Origin of the sequence: Microcoleus sp. B13-B6, from assembly GCF_036705405.1 — a bacterium.
GTDB lineage: Bacteria > Cyanobacteriota > Cyanobacteriia > Cyanobacteriales > Microcoleaceae > Microcoleus.
In genome coordinates this window covers 61,397-77,385 of the sequence record NZ_JAUBUJ010000007.1, presented here as the reverse complement: position 1 = coordinate 77,385, position 15,989 = coordinate 61,397, and the positions used below count along the sequence as shown (strand labels likewise).

The window sequence follows — 15,989 nt, the reverse complement described above, 5'->3', positions numbered from 1 at the left end:
TCTACTTATTGAAATATATTTTTACCAATATGACTTTTATGACTTTAGGTTATGAATTTTATGAATTGACGTTTTAAGTAGTTACTGGTACTATCTCAAATACAACTTTTAACTAGAGAGTACATTGCCAAATTAGGGTCTCGCAGATTCGGCTTTACAACTCCAAACATCAGAAACGACTGTTGTCAATTAATAGGTAAATTAATCATGTCTATCTTCAGTACCGCAACCAGCTTCCCTGTCGGCGAAGGGCCGAGTGACGTTGTTGTAGCAGATTTTAACAAAGACGGTAAGCCAGATATCGCCACAGCGAATCAAGGAACTAACAACATCTCGATTCTGTTGGGCACAGGCACTGGCAGCTTTGGCACTGCCAACAACTTTAACATCGGCTTTAAGCCCATAAGTCTGGCATTAGGGGACTTTAACAGCGACGGCAACCTCGACATAGCTTCTGTAAAGAGGGACAGCGCAGATGTAGGTCAAGTAGCCATCCTGTTGGGAAATGGCACAGGTAGCTTTGGCACTCCCACGAACTTTGATACGGGGGAAGCTGATGGGAAGTCAGATTTTGGCCGTGGTGTTGGTGTGGGTGACTTTAACAGCGACGGCAAGCTAGATTTAGTTACGATAGGCAATAACAATCTATCGATCCTGTTAGGAACTGGTACAGGCAGCTTTGGGGCTCCTACTAACCTTAATGTTAATGGGTCGAATTCGCGGTTTTTCGCCGTGGAAGACTTTAATGCTGACGGCAAGCTCGACTTAGCTTTCATAGACTCTTCTGATAATGTATCGATCCTGTTGGGGACAGGGACAGGCAGCTTTGGGACTCCTACTAAATTTAAGGCGGGGAACGATCCGATCGGGCTCGCCACAGGGGACTTCAATGGGGATAACAAGCCAGATTTAGCTGTAACAAACACCGAATCTGACGAATCTGACAACGTATCAATCCTGTTGGGGACAGGGAAAGGCAGCTTTGGGGCTCCCACTAACTTTAATGCGGGGGACTTTCCCAATAGCGTTGCTGTTGGGGACTTTAACAGCGATAACAAGTCAGACTTAGCTGTGACGAACGATGATGGTATCTCCATTTTGTTGGGAAATGGTACGGGCAGTTTTGGTGCGCCCGCCAACTTTTCGGCTGGGGAATATCCCTTTATCATTGCTGTTGGGGACTTTAATGCTGATGGCCTGACAGACTTAACTACGACAAACGATACTGAAGAATCTAGCAACGTCTCGGTTTTGCTCAACAACAACAATACGCCTGTAGTGAATTTTGGTGCTGCTACCTACAGCGGCAGAGAAGGAAACGCGAATAGGGTTGTTGATATTCCGGTGACAATCAGCAGCAGTCCCGTCAAAGATTTGACAGTCCCGATCGTAATTGACTCTAGCAGCACAGCCACCCAAAATTCAGACTACACTTTTTCACCTGCCACTGTCACATTCCGTGCAGGTACTAACACTCTCACTCAGAATGTTGCTGTCACTATCAAAGCTGACAATATCGCAGAAAACGCCGAAACAGCGGTCTTCAACTTTGGCACGATTACTGATGGGATTGCAGGTAAAACAAATCCAGCAAAATTGACGATCGCAGCTAATGATACTAATGCCATAGCTTACGCCATTGCTACTGATACTGCCAGTATGACCGAACGCAACATTATCACTACTCCCGTTACTTTTACCGTGACTCGCAGTGGAGGTATCAATGCTGCCAGCAGTGTAAATTACGCAATAGGAGGAACTGCTACAAATAGCAGCGATTACAACAATATCGGTGGCACTTCTGGAGCAACTGCTACTACTGGTCAGATTGATTTTGCTGCGGGTCAGAAATCGAAAACGATTACTCTCAATGTGTTAGCCGACACCATAATTGAAGCAGATGAAACTATTGCTGTCACCCTGTCAAATCCCACAGATCCAGGGGTAACACCAACTATTACCACTGAAACGGCTACTACTACTATCAAAAATAATGATTTGGCCGGCTTTAGGGTTAATCGAAAAGCGGTATCAACAACAGAATCTGGTGGCAAAGCAGAATTTACGGTCAAATTAAAGGCTGCACCAACTGCTGACGTTACCATCGGCTTGAGTAGTTCCAATACAGGGGAGGGAACTGTTTCGACGAATAGCTTAACTTTCACTCCCGCTAACTACAATAAACCGCAAACAGTAACGGTGACTGGTGTTGACGATTTGGTAGTTGATGGCAATATTGATTACAAAATTGTCACGGCGGCTGCTGTCAGCACCGATCCTAATTACAATAACCTTAATCCTAATGATGTCACCGTCACCAACAGTGACAATGAAACTTCGGGAATTACGGTTAATTCGACTGAGGGATTAACTACTGACGAAGATGGGAACACTGCCAACTTTGATATAGTCCTGAATACCAAACCAACTGCTAACGTGACTATCGGTTTAAAAAGTGACAATGTTGCCGAAGGAACAGTTTCGACTAATAGTTTAACATTTACTCCTATTAACTGGAATACACCGCAAGAGGTAACAGTAACTGGGGTTGACGATCGCATTGGTGATGGTGATATTGACTACACAATTGTCACGGGTACTACTGTTAGTACCGATCCGAAATATAACAACCGAAATGTAGCGGATGTTAGCATTACTAATGAGGACAATGAGACTGCTGGTGTTTCTGTTAGTCTTACCGAAACGGAAGTTACAGAAGGCGGCGCGAATGGCAGTTACCAGCTCAAATTAAAGTCGCAGCCAACAGCCCCCGTTACCATCAATCTCACAACCAATAATCAGATTCAGCCGATCGCCCCTGTGACTTTCACTCCAAATAATTGGAATGTTGCTCAAACCGTTACGGTAAAAGCTGTTGACGATACAGTTGCCCAAGGTACAGACAGCGCTAATATTACTCACACTGCAACCAGCACTGATGCTAAGTATAACGAAATTTCGGTGCCAGGGGTGATAGTGGCGATCGACGATAACGACACTACGCCGACACCGACGCCGACACCGACACCGACGCCGACACCGACGCCGACGCCAGTTACGCCGACACCAACGCCGACGCCAGTTACGCCAGTGACGCCGACACCAGTGACGCCAGTCACCCCGACGCCAGTGACGCCGACGCCAGTCACCCCGACGCCTGCAGAAGTGACGCCGACGCCTGCAGAAGTGACGCCGACACCAGTGACGCCAGTGACGCCGACACTAGGGACGCCCCCACTGATACTTGCAACTCCAGACATTATTATTAATGTACCACTGGGATTCTTAGTCACTTGGGAAACAGGTGACGCAGCCAGATTCTTTGTCAAACTCAACAGCCCACCTACTGCTGATGTGAGTATTACTTTTAGTACCAATAATGCGGGAGAAGGAGTAATTGACAGGCCAACTGTTACCTTCAATTCTACTAATTGGAATGCAATACAGATGGTGAGTGTAAGAGGCGTTGATGATTTTGTATTTGATGGAGACCAAAATTACCTTATTATTGCCGACCCTGCTGTTAGCGCCGATCCCAATTACTCCGGGTTAACTACATCAATTGTTTCCGCTTACAATAATGACGATGACGATCCTCTTCTTGAGACGAGCGTTATTATAGGCAACGTTATTGATGGTTACATCTCCGGTGCAACCATCTTCCTAGATGCTAACAAAAATGGCATTAAAGATAGTAACGAACCATCAACTACTACTGACTTTAACGGTGCATATCAGCTCGATATTCCCTTGGAGACTTTCGACAAAAATAAAAATGGGAAAATCGATGCAGATGAAGGCAATTTAGTTGCTTTTGGCGGGACGGATACTGCGACAGGTTTGCCGCTGGAAATGCCTCTTTCTGCACCTGCGGATGCTAATGTTGTCACTTTGTTAACCAGTTTGGTAACTGATTTGATGGCTGGGGGAATGACGCAGAGTGAAGCCGAGTCAAAAGTTAAATCTACTCTGTCTATTCCTGCGGGAGTTGACTTGAGCGACTTAGATCCGATCGCCTCTACAGCAAAAAATGAGCCTGGGGGCGTTGAAACTCTAGTCGCCATGACAAAAGTCCACAACGTCATCACCCAAACCAGCAGCCTCATAGACGGTGCATCTACGGCGGACAATGCTGCGATCGTCAAAGCTGTTGTCGGGGCAATTAACAGTAAAATTAAATCCGGTGGTTCCCTGGATGTGAGCGATGCGGCACAGGTAGAAAGCATTATCGAGCAATCTGTTGCCAAGGTCAAAGAAATTGACACCAATCTCAACACTGAAAAACTTTCCCAAATTGCCCCGGAAGCTGCGAAGGTAATGGCTGAGGCAAATCAAAGCACGGATAAAGTTAAATCTAACTTTTTGCCTGAGTTTATTCCCTCGGAAATTGCCAAAGTCCAAAAGGTGACATTAGGTGAAAGTTCGATCGCCCTCGAAGAAGCGGCGGCTGGCACAAAACCAATCGCACAGGTAGTTTCCGAAAATACAGGCGAATTTTTAACGGCCAAAATTCAAGGTAATCCAGCACCTTCTCAACCTGCTGTTCCGGTTGTACAAGGTGATGTGGAACTTGTCAATAATTCTCCTGAAATTCTCGGTGATGAGGGCAAAAATCTTGTCGGTACTGATGATAGCGATACTTTAATCGGCGGCAGCGGTAACGATTTTATCAGTGCCAGAAAAGCTAGTGATTCCCTCGATGGTGGCAGCGGTAATGACAGCATTTACGGTGGCCGGGGACTAGATATGCTGACAGGTGGCAGTGGATCTGATATCCTATTTGGAGGCCGCGGTGCTGACAGTTTGGACGGCGGTATCGACAATGACAGTTTGTACGGTGGCAAGGGAGATGATACTTTGCTTGGCGGTTTGGGAGATGATTTTTTCAGCGGCGAAAATGGCAACGATTTTCTGACAGGAGGTAGCGGGATCGATCGCTTTTTGTTAACTCCAGGTGGCGGCTCGGATACGGTGCTTGATTTTGAGGTGGGTATCGATAAATTTGCGATCGATAACAGTTTGAATTTCCAGCAGTTAGAAATTAGTCAAACTGCGGGAGGAACGCTGCTGAAATTGGCCTCAACTAATCAACTTTTGGCAACAGTCACTGGGTTGAATAGTTCGATTACTGAATCGGATTTTGTGTTGGTTTAGAGCCAACTCCAGCGTAGGGGCAATCCTGTGATTGCCCTTCTCAATGAGGTAGGCACTAAAAACGAATCATTTGTTAAATCACTTTTACTGGGAGGAGCATCATGTTTAAATTTGGAAAAATGACCCTAGTATTCATCACCGCATCTGTTGCTGTTTTGCAGCCAGCTTTTTCAGCTAGCGCCCAAGAAACCAGCAGCGAATTCAGGCAACTGCAAACCTTATTAGAAGCTAAGAAATGGGACGACGCCGATCGCGAAACCGTCTCTATACTCCGCAACAACCCCACGTCTTGTCCTAACCTCCGCGCGATCGACCAATTGTGGATGCAACACAGCAATAATAAATACGGCTTCACTCCGCAGTTAGAGATTTGGCAACAGACGGGGAAGGGTTTAAATTGTCAAACTTGCGAAGAAGAAATTAAAGAATTTAGCAGAAAGGTAGGATGGAAACTTGACTCGCGAGACATTCCTCTGCTAGGGGATTTTCCCGCTCAGTACCCAACTGTTGCTGCATTAGGTTGGCAAAGCTACGTTGGTAGAGATACAAGTTTTTTTGGCGATCGGCGTAATACATGGCAAGCGTCGAAAGTTCAAGGTCATAACTTGTTCTCTACTTTTGCTAATTGCGGCAAGTAATATCAAATCCGTTAGCATCGGAATAGTAAATTCCAGTTCACTGTTCACTGTTGACTGTTCACTGTCAACCGTCAACCGTCAACCGTCAACCGTCAACCGTCAACATCATTCCGGTGTAACCGGAAATGATATAAGTAGACAAACCTAAAAAAACAGAATACTCAGATACCCGACTTCTTAAAGAAGTCGGGTATCTAAAGCGCGAGGTCGTTTTACGTTCTTTTGCTTTCATACTTCTGCTTCTTTTAAAAAGCTGGTTTTGCTGAATACAGGTATGAATTAAAAATTTCCCAATTGCTATGGGCCAAGTATGGTGAGTTTTGTAACGTTGGAGAAAAGTTTATTCATACCGTAAATCAGCAACGCCATTTATAGAACACAGGCAAGATGTCTGTTCCACAAATATAGAATAAGAAATAACAATCAACTGTCAACTGTCAACTGTCAACTGTCAACTGTCAACTACTTAATCTTATTTACATAGCCCCACAAACTATAATCGCGACTCAACCAACCCCGGAAAAAAGCCATCTGAGTCGGATCTTCTTGCACCCTTTTGTAGCGGTAAATAATTCGTTCATTAATCATTTGCAGTGCGGTATTTTTGTTATTTGCCCCTTTCAGCGCTTCCTTGGTGCGCGGGTCAAAAACTCCCGTTTGCGGCAATCCTAATGCTTGCTGAAGAAAGGTAATTGAGTTATTAATACCGAAATTAACGGCGGTGTCAAACATGACGATCGCCAAAGCCGGCTGCATCGTGCCCGAAAGGCTCGAATCCCAGTAATATTTATAAATTTCTAGGAGCTCTGCTTCCGACATCTGCGTCACGTCGAGGGGCGGAAGCCCACGACTGTAGCGGTAGGCGTTGTATTCCGTTTGCAAGACGCCCCGATAAGTTCTGCCACCCTTATCGGCAGGGTGATTGCTGAATCCACCCTCAAAATATAGGGTGAAATAAAGAGCAGTTTGAAATAATTTCTGCCGAAAGCTGGCTGTCTGCTGCTGCTGTGCGAAAGTCTTTTGGGCAAAGGGTAAGGGGATTGCTAAGGTTAACAAGAGTATCCCCAGCAGGAGGTTTGGTTTCCACTTGATGTTATGTTGGCGCTGTGTCGCTTGCTTGTCGCTCATAAATTCTCTGTGACGATCGCCCGTAGTTCCGCTAAAACTGCTACTCTGCAAAATAATATAGATTCAACCTTTAACTTGATAGCACAGATAGGCCGCAAAATGAATTCCGATTTTCGCAACCAATCCGAAACACCCCAATTTGAAGATGCTGCATCGCTGACAGTCGCTGCAGAAACCTATTACTCTCAAGGCAATTTAGCAGCAGCCGTCGCTGCTTGTCGCCGAGCTCTGGAATTGCAACCGGATTGGGCGGCGGCTTACGTGACAATGGGCAATGTGCAGCAAGCAAGCGGCCAAATTGAGGAAGCGATGCGGTTTTATTCCGAGGCGATCGCTCTGAATCCCGATTTTGCTGAGGCTTATGCTAATTTGGGCAGTATGCTCTACAAACAAGGGCTTTTGGTGGAGGCGGTTGTCAATTACGAAAAGGCGATCGAACTTAAACCAAATTTGGCTGCTGCTTACTGGAATTTGGCAGGGGCACTGAAGCAGCAGGGGCAGCCGGATGCAGCCGTAGCATACGAGCAAAAAGCTCTCGAACTCAATCCCCACCTTGCTCAAGTAGATTTTCACTTAAATTTAGGAGATAAATTAGCGCAGCAAGGGAAGTTAGATGAGGCGGTGGCTGCATGGAAGCAGGCGATCGCATTCAAACCCGATTTAGCCGAAGCATACTGTCAAATTGGCCGAGTTTTGCGCTACCAAGGTCAATTTAAAGACGCAATACCCAACCTTCAAAAAGCCCTAGAAATTAAACCAGATTTTATTTCTGCCCACCAACATTTGTGTGGCATCCTCAGAGATACTAGCGATTTAGCTGCCGCGCGGCAAGCCGTACACCAATACAGCCAAATGTGTGCCGAAACCGATCCAATTATGACCGCGATTTACTTCATCAGCACCTATCAAGTGTCGGGATTAAATCAAATTGCGGGCGATCGATTTTTAGAACTAGAGTCATACTTGCAGCAAAACTTAGAAACCGCTAGCCCGGTGGAAATTAAATCGCTTTATGCAAACTTGTTATTCAGCACGCCCTATTTGCGAGATGACTTGGCAGCCAACTCAAAACTTTACAGATTAATTGCCCAAAAGTATATCGACCAATGTATTAAACCTAATTTTTCTCAACCCGCAAATTACAGTTTCAAACCAAGGGTTCCATCCAGCAAGTTAAAAATCGGCTTTTTGTCCAATCACTTTAGCCGCCATTCTGTAGGTTGGTGCAGCGCTGACATCATTCGCGAATTGTCCGATATCACACCCCATGTGTATTTGTACGCTTCCGAAAGAATTGTTCCTGACGATCGCACTCAGCAATTTGAAAGTTTTGGCAAACTGACTTTTCCCACAACCTACCCGAACGGACTTGCCAATTCTGCCGAAATTATCGACCAAATTCAGCAAGATGAATTGGACGTTTTAGTTGATTTAGATTCTCTCAGCGTACCAGTTCACGCTGACATTCTCTACCAAAAACCCGCACCAGTTTGTGTTTCTTGGCTGGGATTTGACGCCCCTTACATATCGCCGGAAAATTACTTTCTTACAGACGGGCACTCGCACCCAGCAGGGCAAGAAAAATATTATGACGAACAGCTAATTAGGATGCCTGATTCCTTTGTAGCGGTGTCCGGTTTTCAGAGATATGGAGTCGATCCAGTTGCATTGAGAAGGTCGCATCGGATCGGCTTGGATCAGATAGTTTACCTGTGCGTCAGTCCCGGCAGAAAATTCAATAGCGAGTTGGTAAAAGCACAAATTGCGATTCTCAAAGAAGTGCCGAACAGTATCTTAATTCACAAAGCTTTAGGGGATGCAGCAGTGTTTGAGGGTGCGTATCACCAAGCTTGCGAAGCTGAGAAAGTGAGCAAGCACCGAATTAAGTTTTTGCCGAGGTTTGCTACTGAGGAAGAACACAGAATTATCTATTTGCTGGCAGATGTTTTGTTAGATTCTTATCCTTACAACGGAGGAACTCAAACTTTAGAGGCTTTGTGGTCTAATTTGCCGGTGGTGACTCGCACAGGAGAGCAATGTTTGTCGAGAATGGGTTATTCGTTTTTGCAGACTTTGGGAATTGAAACAGGCGTGGCTTTGTCTTGGTCGGAATATGTGGAAGTGGGTGTAAAATTGGGCAAAGAACGTGAATTGAGAAATGCAATTAAAGCACAGTTGGTGAAATCTAAAGATTCCGCCAATTTGTCGCCGCTGTGGAATCCGAAAAAGTTTGCTGGTGATATGTATGCGGTGTTTGAAAAATTGTGTAAAATAGGATAAATGCTGGCTAGTGACTGCTGATAATGACCGAAAGCATCCAGGATACCCGCCACGTGATTCATCCGTCCAGAAATAAAAAACCTGTATCCGATGAAACTTGCCCCCCGACTTTATCCGTGGGGTCAATGCTTGAATCTAAAATCTAAAATCTAAAATCTAAAATCTAAAATCGATTGACTGCTGACTACTGACTAATGACTACTGACTAATGACTTCAACACTGCCAACTATTAAGTTTTTGAAACAGCCGACTTCGGAAGCTTGGGTGCAACAGGCGATCGCCCATTTGGATACAATCTTATTAGACCATTCTCACTGCGAGCGGAAAGCGGCGGGAGTAGCGTTAAATTTAATGTTTCGCTACCCAGCCCGCGAAAAATTGGTGAGGATGCTAACGGCGATCGCCCGCGAAGAATTAGAGCATTTCGAGCAAGTCAACCAGCGGTTAGAACAGCGCGGCATTGCTTTAGGCCCTTTGGCCGCACCCCCCTACGGTGCCGGTTTGTCCGCCCAAATTCGCAAGCAGGAACCGGAGAGACTTTTGGATTCTTTGTTGGTTTCTGGTTTGATAGAAGCGCGCAGTCACGAACGGTTGGGGCTGCTGGGCGATCGCTGTCCCGACGCCCAATTAGCTAAATTTTACCGCAGTTTGATGGCTTCGGAAGCTCGCCATTACGGTGTATATTGGATTTTAGCAACAACTTATTTCGATCGCACTCTTGTGATTGACAGGCTGGAGGAATTATCATTAGTAGAGAGCGAGTTGCTGGCAAGTCTTCATCCCGAACCGAGAATTCACAGTTAAAATCTAGGTGCATTTAAAGACTGTAAAACCCAAAAAATGAGTAATTTTACAGTTGCTAAAGTCAAAAAATAAATATACGTTGCAACAACCAATGAAAACCCAACATCTGGATTTTTTAATTCGTTCCTGGGAAACGCGCGATCGCGCTGAGGCGTTCTATTTAATTAGAGATGTTTTAGCAGAGTACGGTTTAAAATGCGAACCTCACGGGGCCGATCGAGATGTCTATGATGTAGAACTACATTATCATAATCAAGGCGGCGAATTTTGGGTAGTTGAACGGCAGGATAAAATAGTGGGTACGGCGGCTTACTATCCGATTGATCGGGGAAATAATGCTGTGGAAATTCGCAAAATGTATATTTTGCCAGCAGCAAGAGGACAGGGTTTGGGTAAATTTTTACTGCAAGAATTGGAAAGTAAAATTATCGCTCGCGGCTTTGAGGAAATTTGGATAGAAACTGCTAGCATTCTCAAAGAAGCTGTGAAAATGTACGAAAATAGCGGATATCTACCGACAACTGGTGTGGAGACGCACAGGTGCGATCGGGTTTACGTAAAATCTCTAGGTATAAAAAAAGTACAATAAGGTTTGTGAAAACAATGATTAATTTACTCAGTTTCAATCAACAGTTGATTGAAACTGAGTAAATTAATCTAGGAGGAAAACACATGACTATCACCACAGAAAACTCTCACTCTCAAAATCATGCTACCAACAAATTGCTAGACGGCCCTAAAGACGCTAGATTTGTTCAGACAGTGCGGGGAATTTTAAATCCTCTGTATTATTTAGATAGTAATTCTCAACGCTACGGCGACCTTTTTACCAGCGAATTCAGCAACTTTCCGCCGCAAGTAATTATTAGCAATCCTCAAGCTATTCAAGAAATTTTTACATCCGATTCCAAACTCTTTGAATCCAGTACGGGAAACCAGATAACGCTACCTTTAGTAGGCTCGAATTCGTTATTGTTGTTAGATGGCGATCGACATTTGCAGCAGCGCAAACTTTTAATGCCACCTTTTCACGGTGAACGGATGAAAGCTTACGGACAAATCATCCGCGATACAACCGAAAAAGTAATTAATAATTGGACTCCTGGTAACTCGGTAATCGCGCAATCAACTATGCAGGAGATTTCCTTGGAAGTAATTTTACACGCTGTTTTTGGGCTGAGCGAAGGAGAACGCTACCAGCAAATTCAGCAACTAATGATTAATATGTTCAGCCTGTTTAGCAATCCATTAAGCGCTACCTTTTTGTTTATCAAGTCGTTGCAAAAAGATTTAGGTGCTTGGAGTCCTTGGGGAGGATTTCTGCGACAAAGACAGCGTTTAGATGAACTGCTTTATCAAGAAATCCGCGCTCGCAAAACTCAGTCTGAACCATTGGGCGAAGACATCCTGAGCTTGTTAATTTCCGCTCGTGATGAAGCAGGAAAGCCGATGAGCGACGTTGAATTGCGGGATGAATTAATGACAATCTTATTCGCCGGACACGAAACTACAGCCACAGCTTTAGCCTGGGCTTTGTATTGGATTCACTACATCCCAGAAGTCCGTGAAAAACTGCTGCAAGAGCTCAATTCTATTGATGTCGAAAATTGCGAGCCGACGGAAATAAGTAAACTCCCGTATTTGAATGCTGTCTGTTGCGAAACGCTGCGGATTTATCCGATCCTATTTTTTGCATTCCCGCGCCTTCTGCAAGCTCCGATGCAGTTAATGGGTTATAATATTCCCAAAGGAATGATACTTTCTACCTGCATTTATTTGGTTCACCACCGACCGGATATTTACCCGGAACCAAAACGTTTTAAACCCGAACGTTTTCTAGAAAGGCAATTTTCGCCTTACGAATATTTGCCGTTTGGAGGAGGGAACCGCCGCTGTATTGGGGCGGCATTTGCCATGTTTGAAATGAAGTTAGTATTGGCGAAAGTGCTGTCACGGTACTCTTTAGAACTTGCAGAAAATCGTCCGGTTTTGCCAGTACGCCGCGGTTTGACAATGGCACCCGCTGGTGGTGTGCCTCTCGTGGTAAAGGCGAGGATTTGAATCTTATCAAATCCGGTCGATCGATCGGAGATGATATGATACCGATACAATGGGTTTTAATTGATCTTTTGCTGCAGAGGAATCTCGATCGCAAATTCGGAACCTTCTCCCACTACAGAATTGCAAGAAAGCTTGCCACCGTGTTTTTCTACTATAATAGAGTGCGAAATCGCCAATCCTAAGCCAGTTCCTTTGCCAATGGGTTTAGTAGTGAAAAACGGGTCAAACAAGCGCTTTTGCACATCTTCGCTCATCCCAGGGCCGCTGTCAGCTATCCATATGGCAACGCTGTTATTGTCGGTTACTTGGGTGCGAATCGTAATTGCGAGATTTTTGGCGGTGCGATCGGATTTCTTCATCTCCATTTCCAATGCGTCTAGCGCATTGCTCAACAAATTCATAAATACTTGATTTAACTGACCGGGATAACATTCAACTAAAGGCAAATTACCGTATTCTTTAATCACATTAATTGTCGGGTGATCGGCTTTATGTTTCAGGCGGTTTTGCAAAATCAGCAGCGTGCTTTCAATGCCTTCGTGAATGTCAACTTCTTTCTTTTCGGCTTCGTCAAGTCTTGAAAAAGTTCGCAGGCTCAAAACTATGTCGCGGATGCGATCGGCTCCGACTTTCATAGATGCTAAAATTTTCGGTAAATCGTCAATAAGATAATCAATTTCAAAGTCATCCCTGGCATCTACAATTCTTGCGCTAGGCTGGGGGTATTCCTTCTGGTAAAGTTGCAGCATTTTTAGCAAGTTTTGAGTGTATTCGCTGGTGTAGCTGAGATTGCCGTAGATAAAATTAACTGGGTTGTTAATTTCGTGGGCTACACCTGCTACTAACTGTCCCAAACTAGACATTTTTTCACTTTGAATTAATTGAGTTTGGGTACGTTGGAGTTCGCGCAAAGTTTCTTCTAGCTGTTGAGTTTGAGCTTGAGCTAGTCGGGCCGCTTTGCGGGTTTGGGTGTAAAGTTCAGCGTGGTCGATCGCGATCGCAATTTGAGCGACCACCGCTTGCATCAGTTCGACTTCCGATTCGCTCCAATTTCGCATGGACATAGCCTGATAGCAGGTAATCACCCCAATATCGCCTGCTGCAGTATGAATTGGCAGCGACAGCACTGAGTTAAAATTTGAAGCCTGGAAAAGTTCGCGCAATTCTACATCTTCAAAAGTGCTGACATCATCAATTCGCAGAATTTCTCGCCGCAAAATCTGTCGCACTGCGAGACTAGATTTGTCGTCTACAGGATAAGTGCCAAGCATACTCGGCAAATCTGCATTCTTCGCTTCGTAAGTTACGTCCCACAGCGGAGGATTGGTGTTGGGGCGATACCAAGTGAAGATGCACCAATCTAGGTGCATCAGATTGCGAATTTCTTGAACTGCTGTTGCTAAAATTGTGTCTAAATCTAAAGAAGTGCGGATTTGGTTGGCAATTTGATTGAGCAGTAATTCTCGCTGAGCTTGCTGTCTGAGCGCTTCTTCCGATCGCACTAAAGTTTCTTCTGCAAGTTTGCGATCGGTTAAATCTTGGATCACTACTTGGATAATTTTTTCATTTCCCACCTCGATGACTGTCAGCACCACTTCTGCGGGAAAATCAGTACCGTCTAAGCGCTGGTGAACCCAATCAAAACGGTGCTTTCCCCGCTCAAAGGCGATGGCTATCATGTCGTGGGCCAAGCTCAAAGAATCTCTGCCGTTGGGTTGCAAAGGAGGTGAGAGTTTGCCAGGGTTTTGGCCGTACAACTCTTGCGGGGTAGTACAGCCGAATAGTTGTAGGGTGGCTGTGTTGGCATCGGTGATGGCATTGTCACATAACATAAAAACAGGCAAACTGGTTAATTCGTAGAGCGATCGAAATTTAGCTTCCGACTGCTGCAATGCGGCTTCTGTTTGCTTGCGATCGGTAATGTCGGCAACCATTGCCAAAGCGCCCACATAGCGTCCTTGTTTGTCTGCCAAGGAATTAGTAGAAAGCATCGCCCACAAGTCGCTGCCGTCTCGGCGACGGAACTTAAAATCGAGCTGTTCGCGAATTTGTTCACGGCGGCGTTTGAGACTGGCTTGTGCGATCGCGATGCCTTCTGCATCCATGAAAGCAAATAGCGACTCTCCGATCATTTCCTCTGGAGTGCAGCCGAGCATATCGGCCATTTTTTTGTTGACAAAAGTAGTTTTACCCTCCGTATCTATCATCCAAATTCCTTCGTCTGCTGTCTCGACAATGCACCTGTATTTGTCCTCGCTTTCCCTGAGCGCTTCTTCTGCTAATTGGCGAGCCGTAATGTTTTGAGTCATTAGCAAACCGCCGATAATTTCTTGCCGTTCGTTTCTGACTGGCAAAGTATAACCGAGGTAGATGCGATCGCTGTAAATAAATTCTGTAACAACTGTTTCTCCTGCCAGTGCCGCCCGATAATTTGGCTCGACAGCAGCGCAAAAATCTGGCTCGAATACTTCCCAGATTGTCTTGCCTTCCATCAATTCTTTGGAAAGCCCCACGGCGGCTAATTCTGTACCTTCTACCAGCGTGTAGCGCATTTCTGGATCGAACAACATCACCGCGCCGTTAGGAAAGTTGCTTGCCATAGTGCGGTAAAGCTGTTCGCTTTTTTGCAGCGCAGCTTCTGCTTGTTTGCGATCGCTAATGTCAATTACAACTGCACCGATGCCGATCGCCTCCCCATCTTTTTCGAGCAGGGGAAAATAAGAGCCTGTCAGGTGTCGGACAAACCCAGGCTTTCTGGGATTGTCACCACTCATCTCCATGTTAATTAAGGGTTGTTTCGTCCTCAAAATTTTTTCGTACAAAGGCTCTATTATTGGAGCGATATTCGGCAATATATCGCGTACAGTCTTGCCAATGTGTTCTGCTGGACTCAAGCAATTTATTTCTGCTAGAAATTGATTAATTTGCACGTACCGCAGTTGCGAGTCCAAAATGCAAAGTCCCGCCGGCGCCTCCTTCAAAAAGGCATCAAATAGTGATTGTCTTTGTGCTAATTCTTGTTCTAAAGCTTTGCAAGGACTGATATCTGTTAAAGAACCCATCATCCCCACAACTTCTCCCGTATTGTCTTTCAATAGCGAAAGCATCAGGTGCGAGAAAAATTGTTCTCCAGATTTACGGCGTGTTATAACTTCTATTTCATGCTCGCCTTTTTCTTGTAGCGGTTTGATGACTTGCTCTAACAAAAACTCGTGTTCTTCGGGCGGGTAAATGAGAGAAATGTGCTGTCCGAGCGCCTCACTTTCTTCATAGCCGTATAACTTTTTGCAGGCTTGATTCCAAATGGCGATCGAGCCGTCCATATCTGTAGAAATCACCGCTTCGTGAAATTGGTCGATAATTTGACTTTGGAGACGCAATTTGTCTTGAGTTTGTTCCAGTTCGGCGATTTTTTCTTCGAGTAGCTTCTGAGTTTTTGCCAGTTCGGCAGTCTGCTTTGCCAGCAATTTTTCTAGATGTGAATTGCTGTGCGGCGGCGCTGATTCCAGGGGAGCGCTATTTTGATCCCGATTATTAAAGATTTCTTCAACACTTAGCCAAATCGCGCACTGTCCCTCTGTTTCAATTGCCCGCTCGGAAACTCGCACGGGTACGAGATGCTGGTTTTTATGTTTGTATGCTGCTTCGCACAGGTGCGTGTGGCTATTTTTTGCTTGACATTCTAGATATTTTTCTGGGCCCGCGCACTGTGTTTGCTGAATTTCCCAATAGTTGAGGTGGAGAGTTTCTGCAACTGTGCGGCCGATAATATTTGCAAAAGCTGGATTTACGTCGATAAAAGTCCCGTCCGTCCGGCACAATGCCAGCCCGATCGGGCACAGTTCTAACAATGGGCGGTTGCAGCGAGCGCGCTTGGCTTTTCCTAACTGGCTTTGCATCTGACCTAGCGGGACTTGGGTGAT

Annotated in this window: 8 protein-coding genes; 6 read left to right on the top strand and 2 right to left on the bottom strand. The window is 45.2% G+C overall.

The window, feature by feature from the left end; translation table 11 throughout:
• Nucleotides 1–207: 207 nt before the first annotated feature.
• Together QUB35_RS05205 and QUB35_RS05200 are read left to right on the top strand one after the other, a co-directional pair.
• Entirely contained in the window at nucleotides 208–5,154 is a 4,947-nt protein-coding gene (locus tag QUB35_RS05205; RefSeq protein ID WP_333140008.1) for an FG-GAP-like repeat-containing protein, read from the top strand.
• Nucleotides 5,155–5,255: 101 nt separating this feature from the next.
• Nucleotides 5,256–5,792, top strand: a complete 537-nt coding sequence (locus tag QUB35_RS05200) for a GUN4 domain-containing protein (protein ID WP_333140006.1) — start codon at nucleotides 5,256–5,258, stop codon at nucleotides 5,790–5,792.
• Nucleotides 5,793–6,254: 462 nt separating this feature from the next.
• Here the strand turns inward: QUB35_RS05200 and QUB35_RS05195 are convergent, their stop codons facing one another.
• Complete coding sequence (locus QUB35_RS05195; protein WP_333140089.1) at nucleotides 6,255–6,920, bottom strand: glycosyl hydrolase 108 family protein; 666 nt, start codon at nucleotides 6,918–6,920, stop codon at nucleotides 6,255–6,257.
• 99 nt (nucleotides 6,921–7,019) lie between these two features.
• Here QUB35_RS05195 and QUB35_RS05190 point away from each other — a divergent pair, with 99 nt between their 5' ends.
• The 4 genes from QUB35_RS05190 (at nucleotide 7,020) to QUB35_RS05175 (ending at nucleotide 12,066) form a co-directional block, all read left to right on the top strand.
• A complete protein-coding gene (locus QUB35_RS05190) occupies nucleotides 7,020–9,200 on the top strand; it encodes a tetratricopeptide repeat protein (protein ID WP_333140004.1) in 2,181 nt (726 codons plus the stop codon).
• A gap of 208 nt (nucleotides 9,201–9,408) precedes the next feature.
• Entirely contained in the window at nucleotides 9,409–10,005 is a 597-nt protein-coding gene (locus tag QUB35_RS05185) for a tRNA isopentenyl-2-thiomethyl-A-37 hydroxylase MiaE (protein ID WP_333140001.1), read from the top strand.
• 91 nt (nucleotides 10,006–10,096) lie between these two features.
• On the top strand, nucleotides 10,097–10,594 hold the full coding sequence (locus QUB35_RS05180; RefSeq protein ID WP_333139999.1) for a GNAT family N-acetyltransferase: 498 nt from the start codon (nucleotides 10,097–10,099) through the stop codon (nucleotides 10,592–10,594).
• 83 nt (nucleotides 10,595–10,677) lie between these two features.
• A complete protein-coding gene (locus QUB35_RS05175; protein WP_333139997.1) occupies nucleotides 10,678–12,066 on the top strand; it encodes a cytochrome P450 in 1,389 nt (462 codons plus the stop codon).
• A gap of 56 nt (nucleotides 12,067–12,122) precedes the next feature.
• Here the strand turns inward: QUB35_RS05175 and QUB35_RS05170 are convergent, their stop codons facing one another.
• Nucleotides 12,123–15,965 carry a PAS domain S-box protein gene (locus QUB35_RS05170; RefSeq protein WP_333139995.1) on the bottom strand — a complete coding sequence of 1,281 codons (3,843 nt, stop codon included), beginning with the start codon at nucleotides 15,963–15,965 and terminating at the stop codon, nucleotides 12,123–12,125.
• Nucleotides 15,966–15,989: the final 24 nt, after the last annotated feature.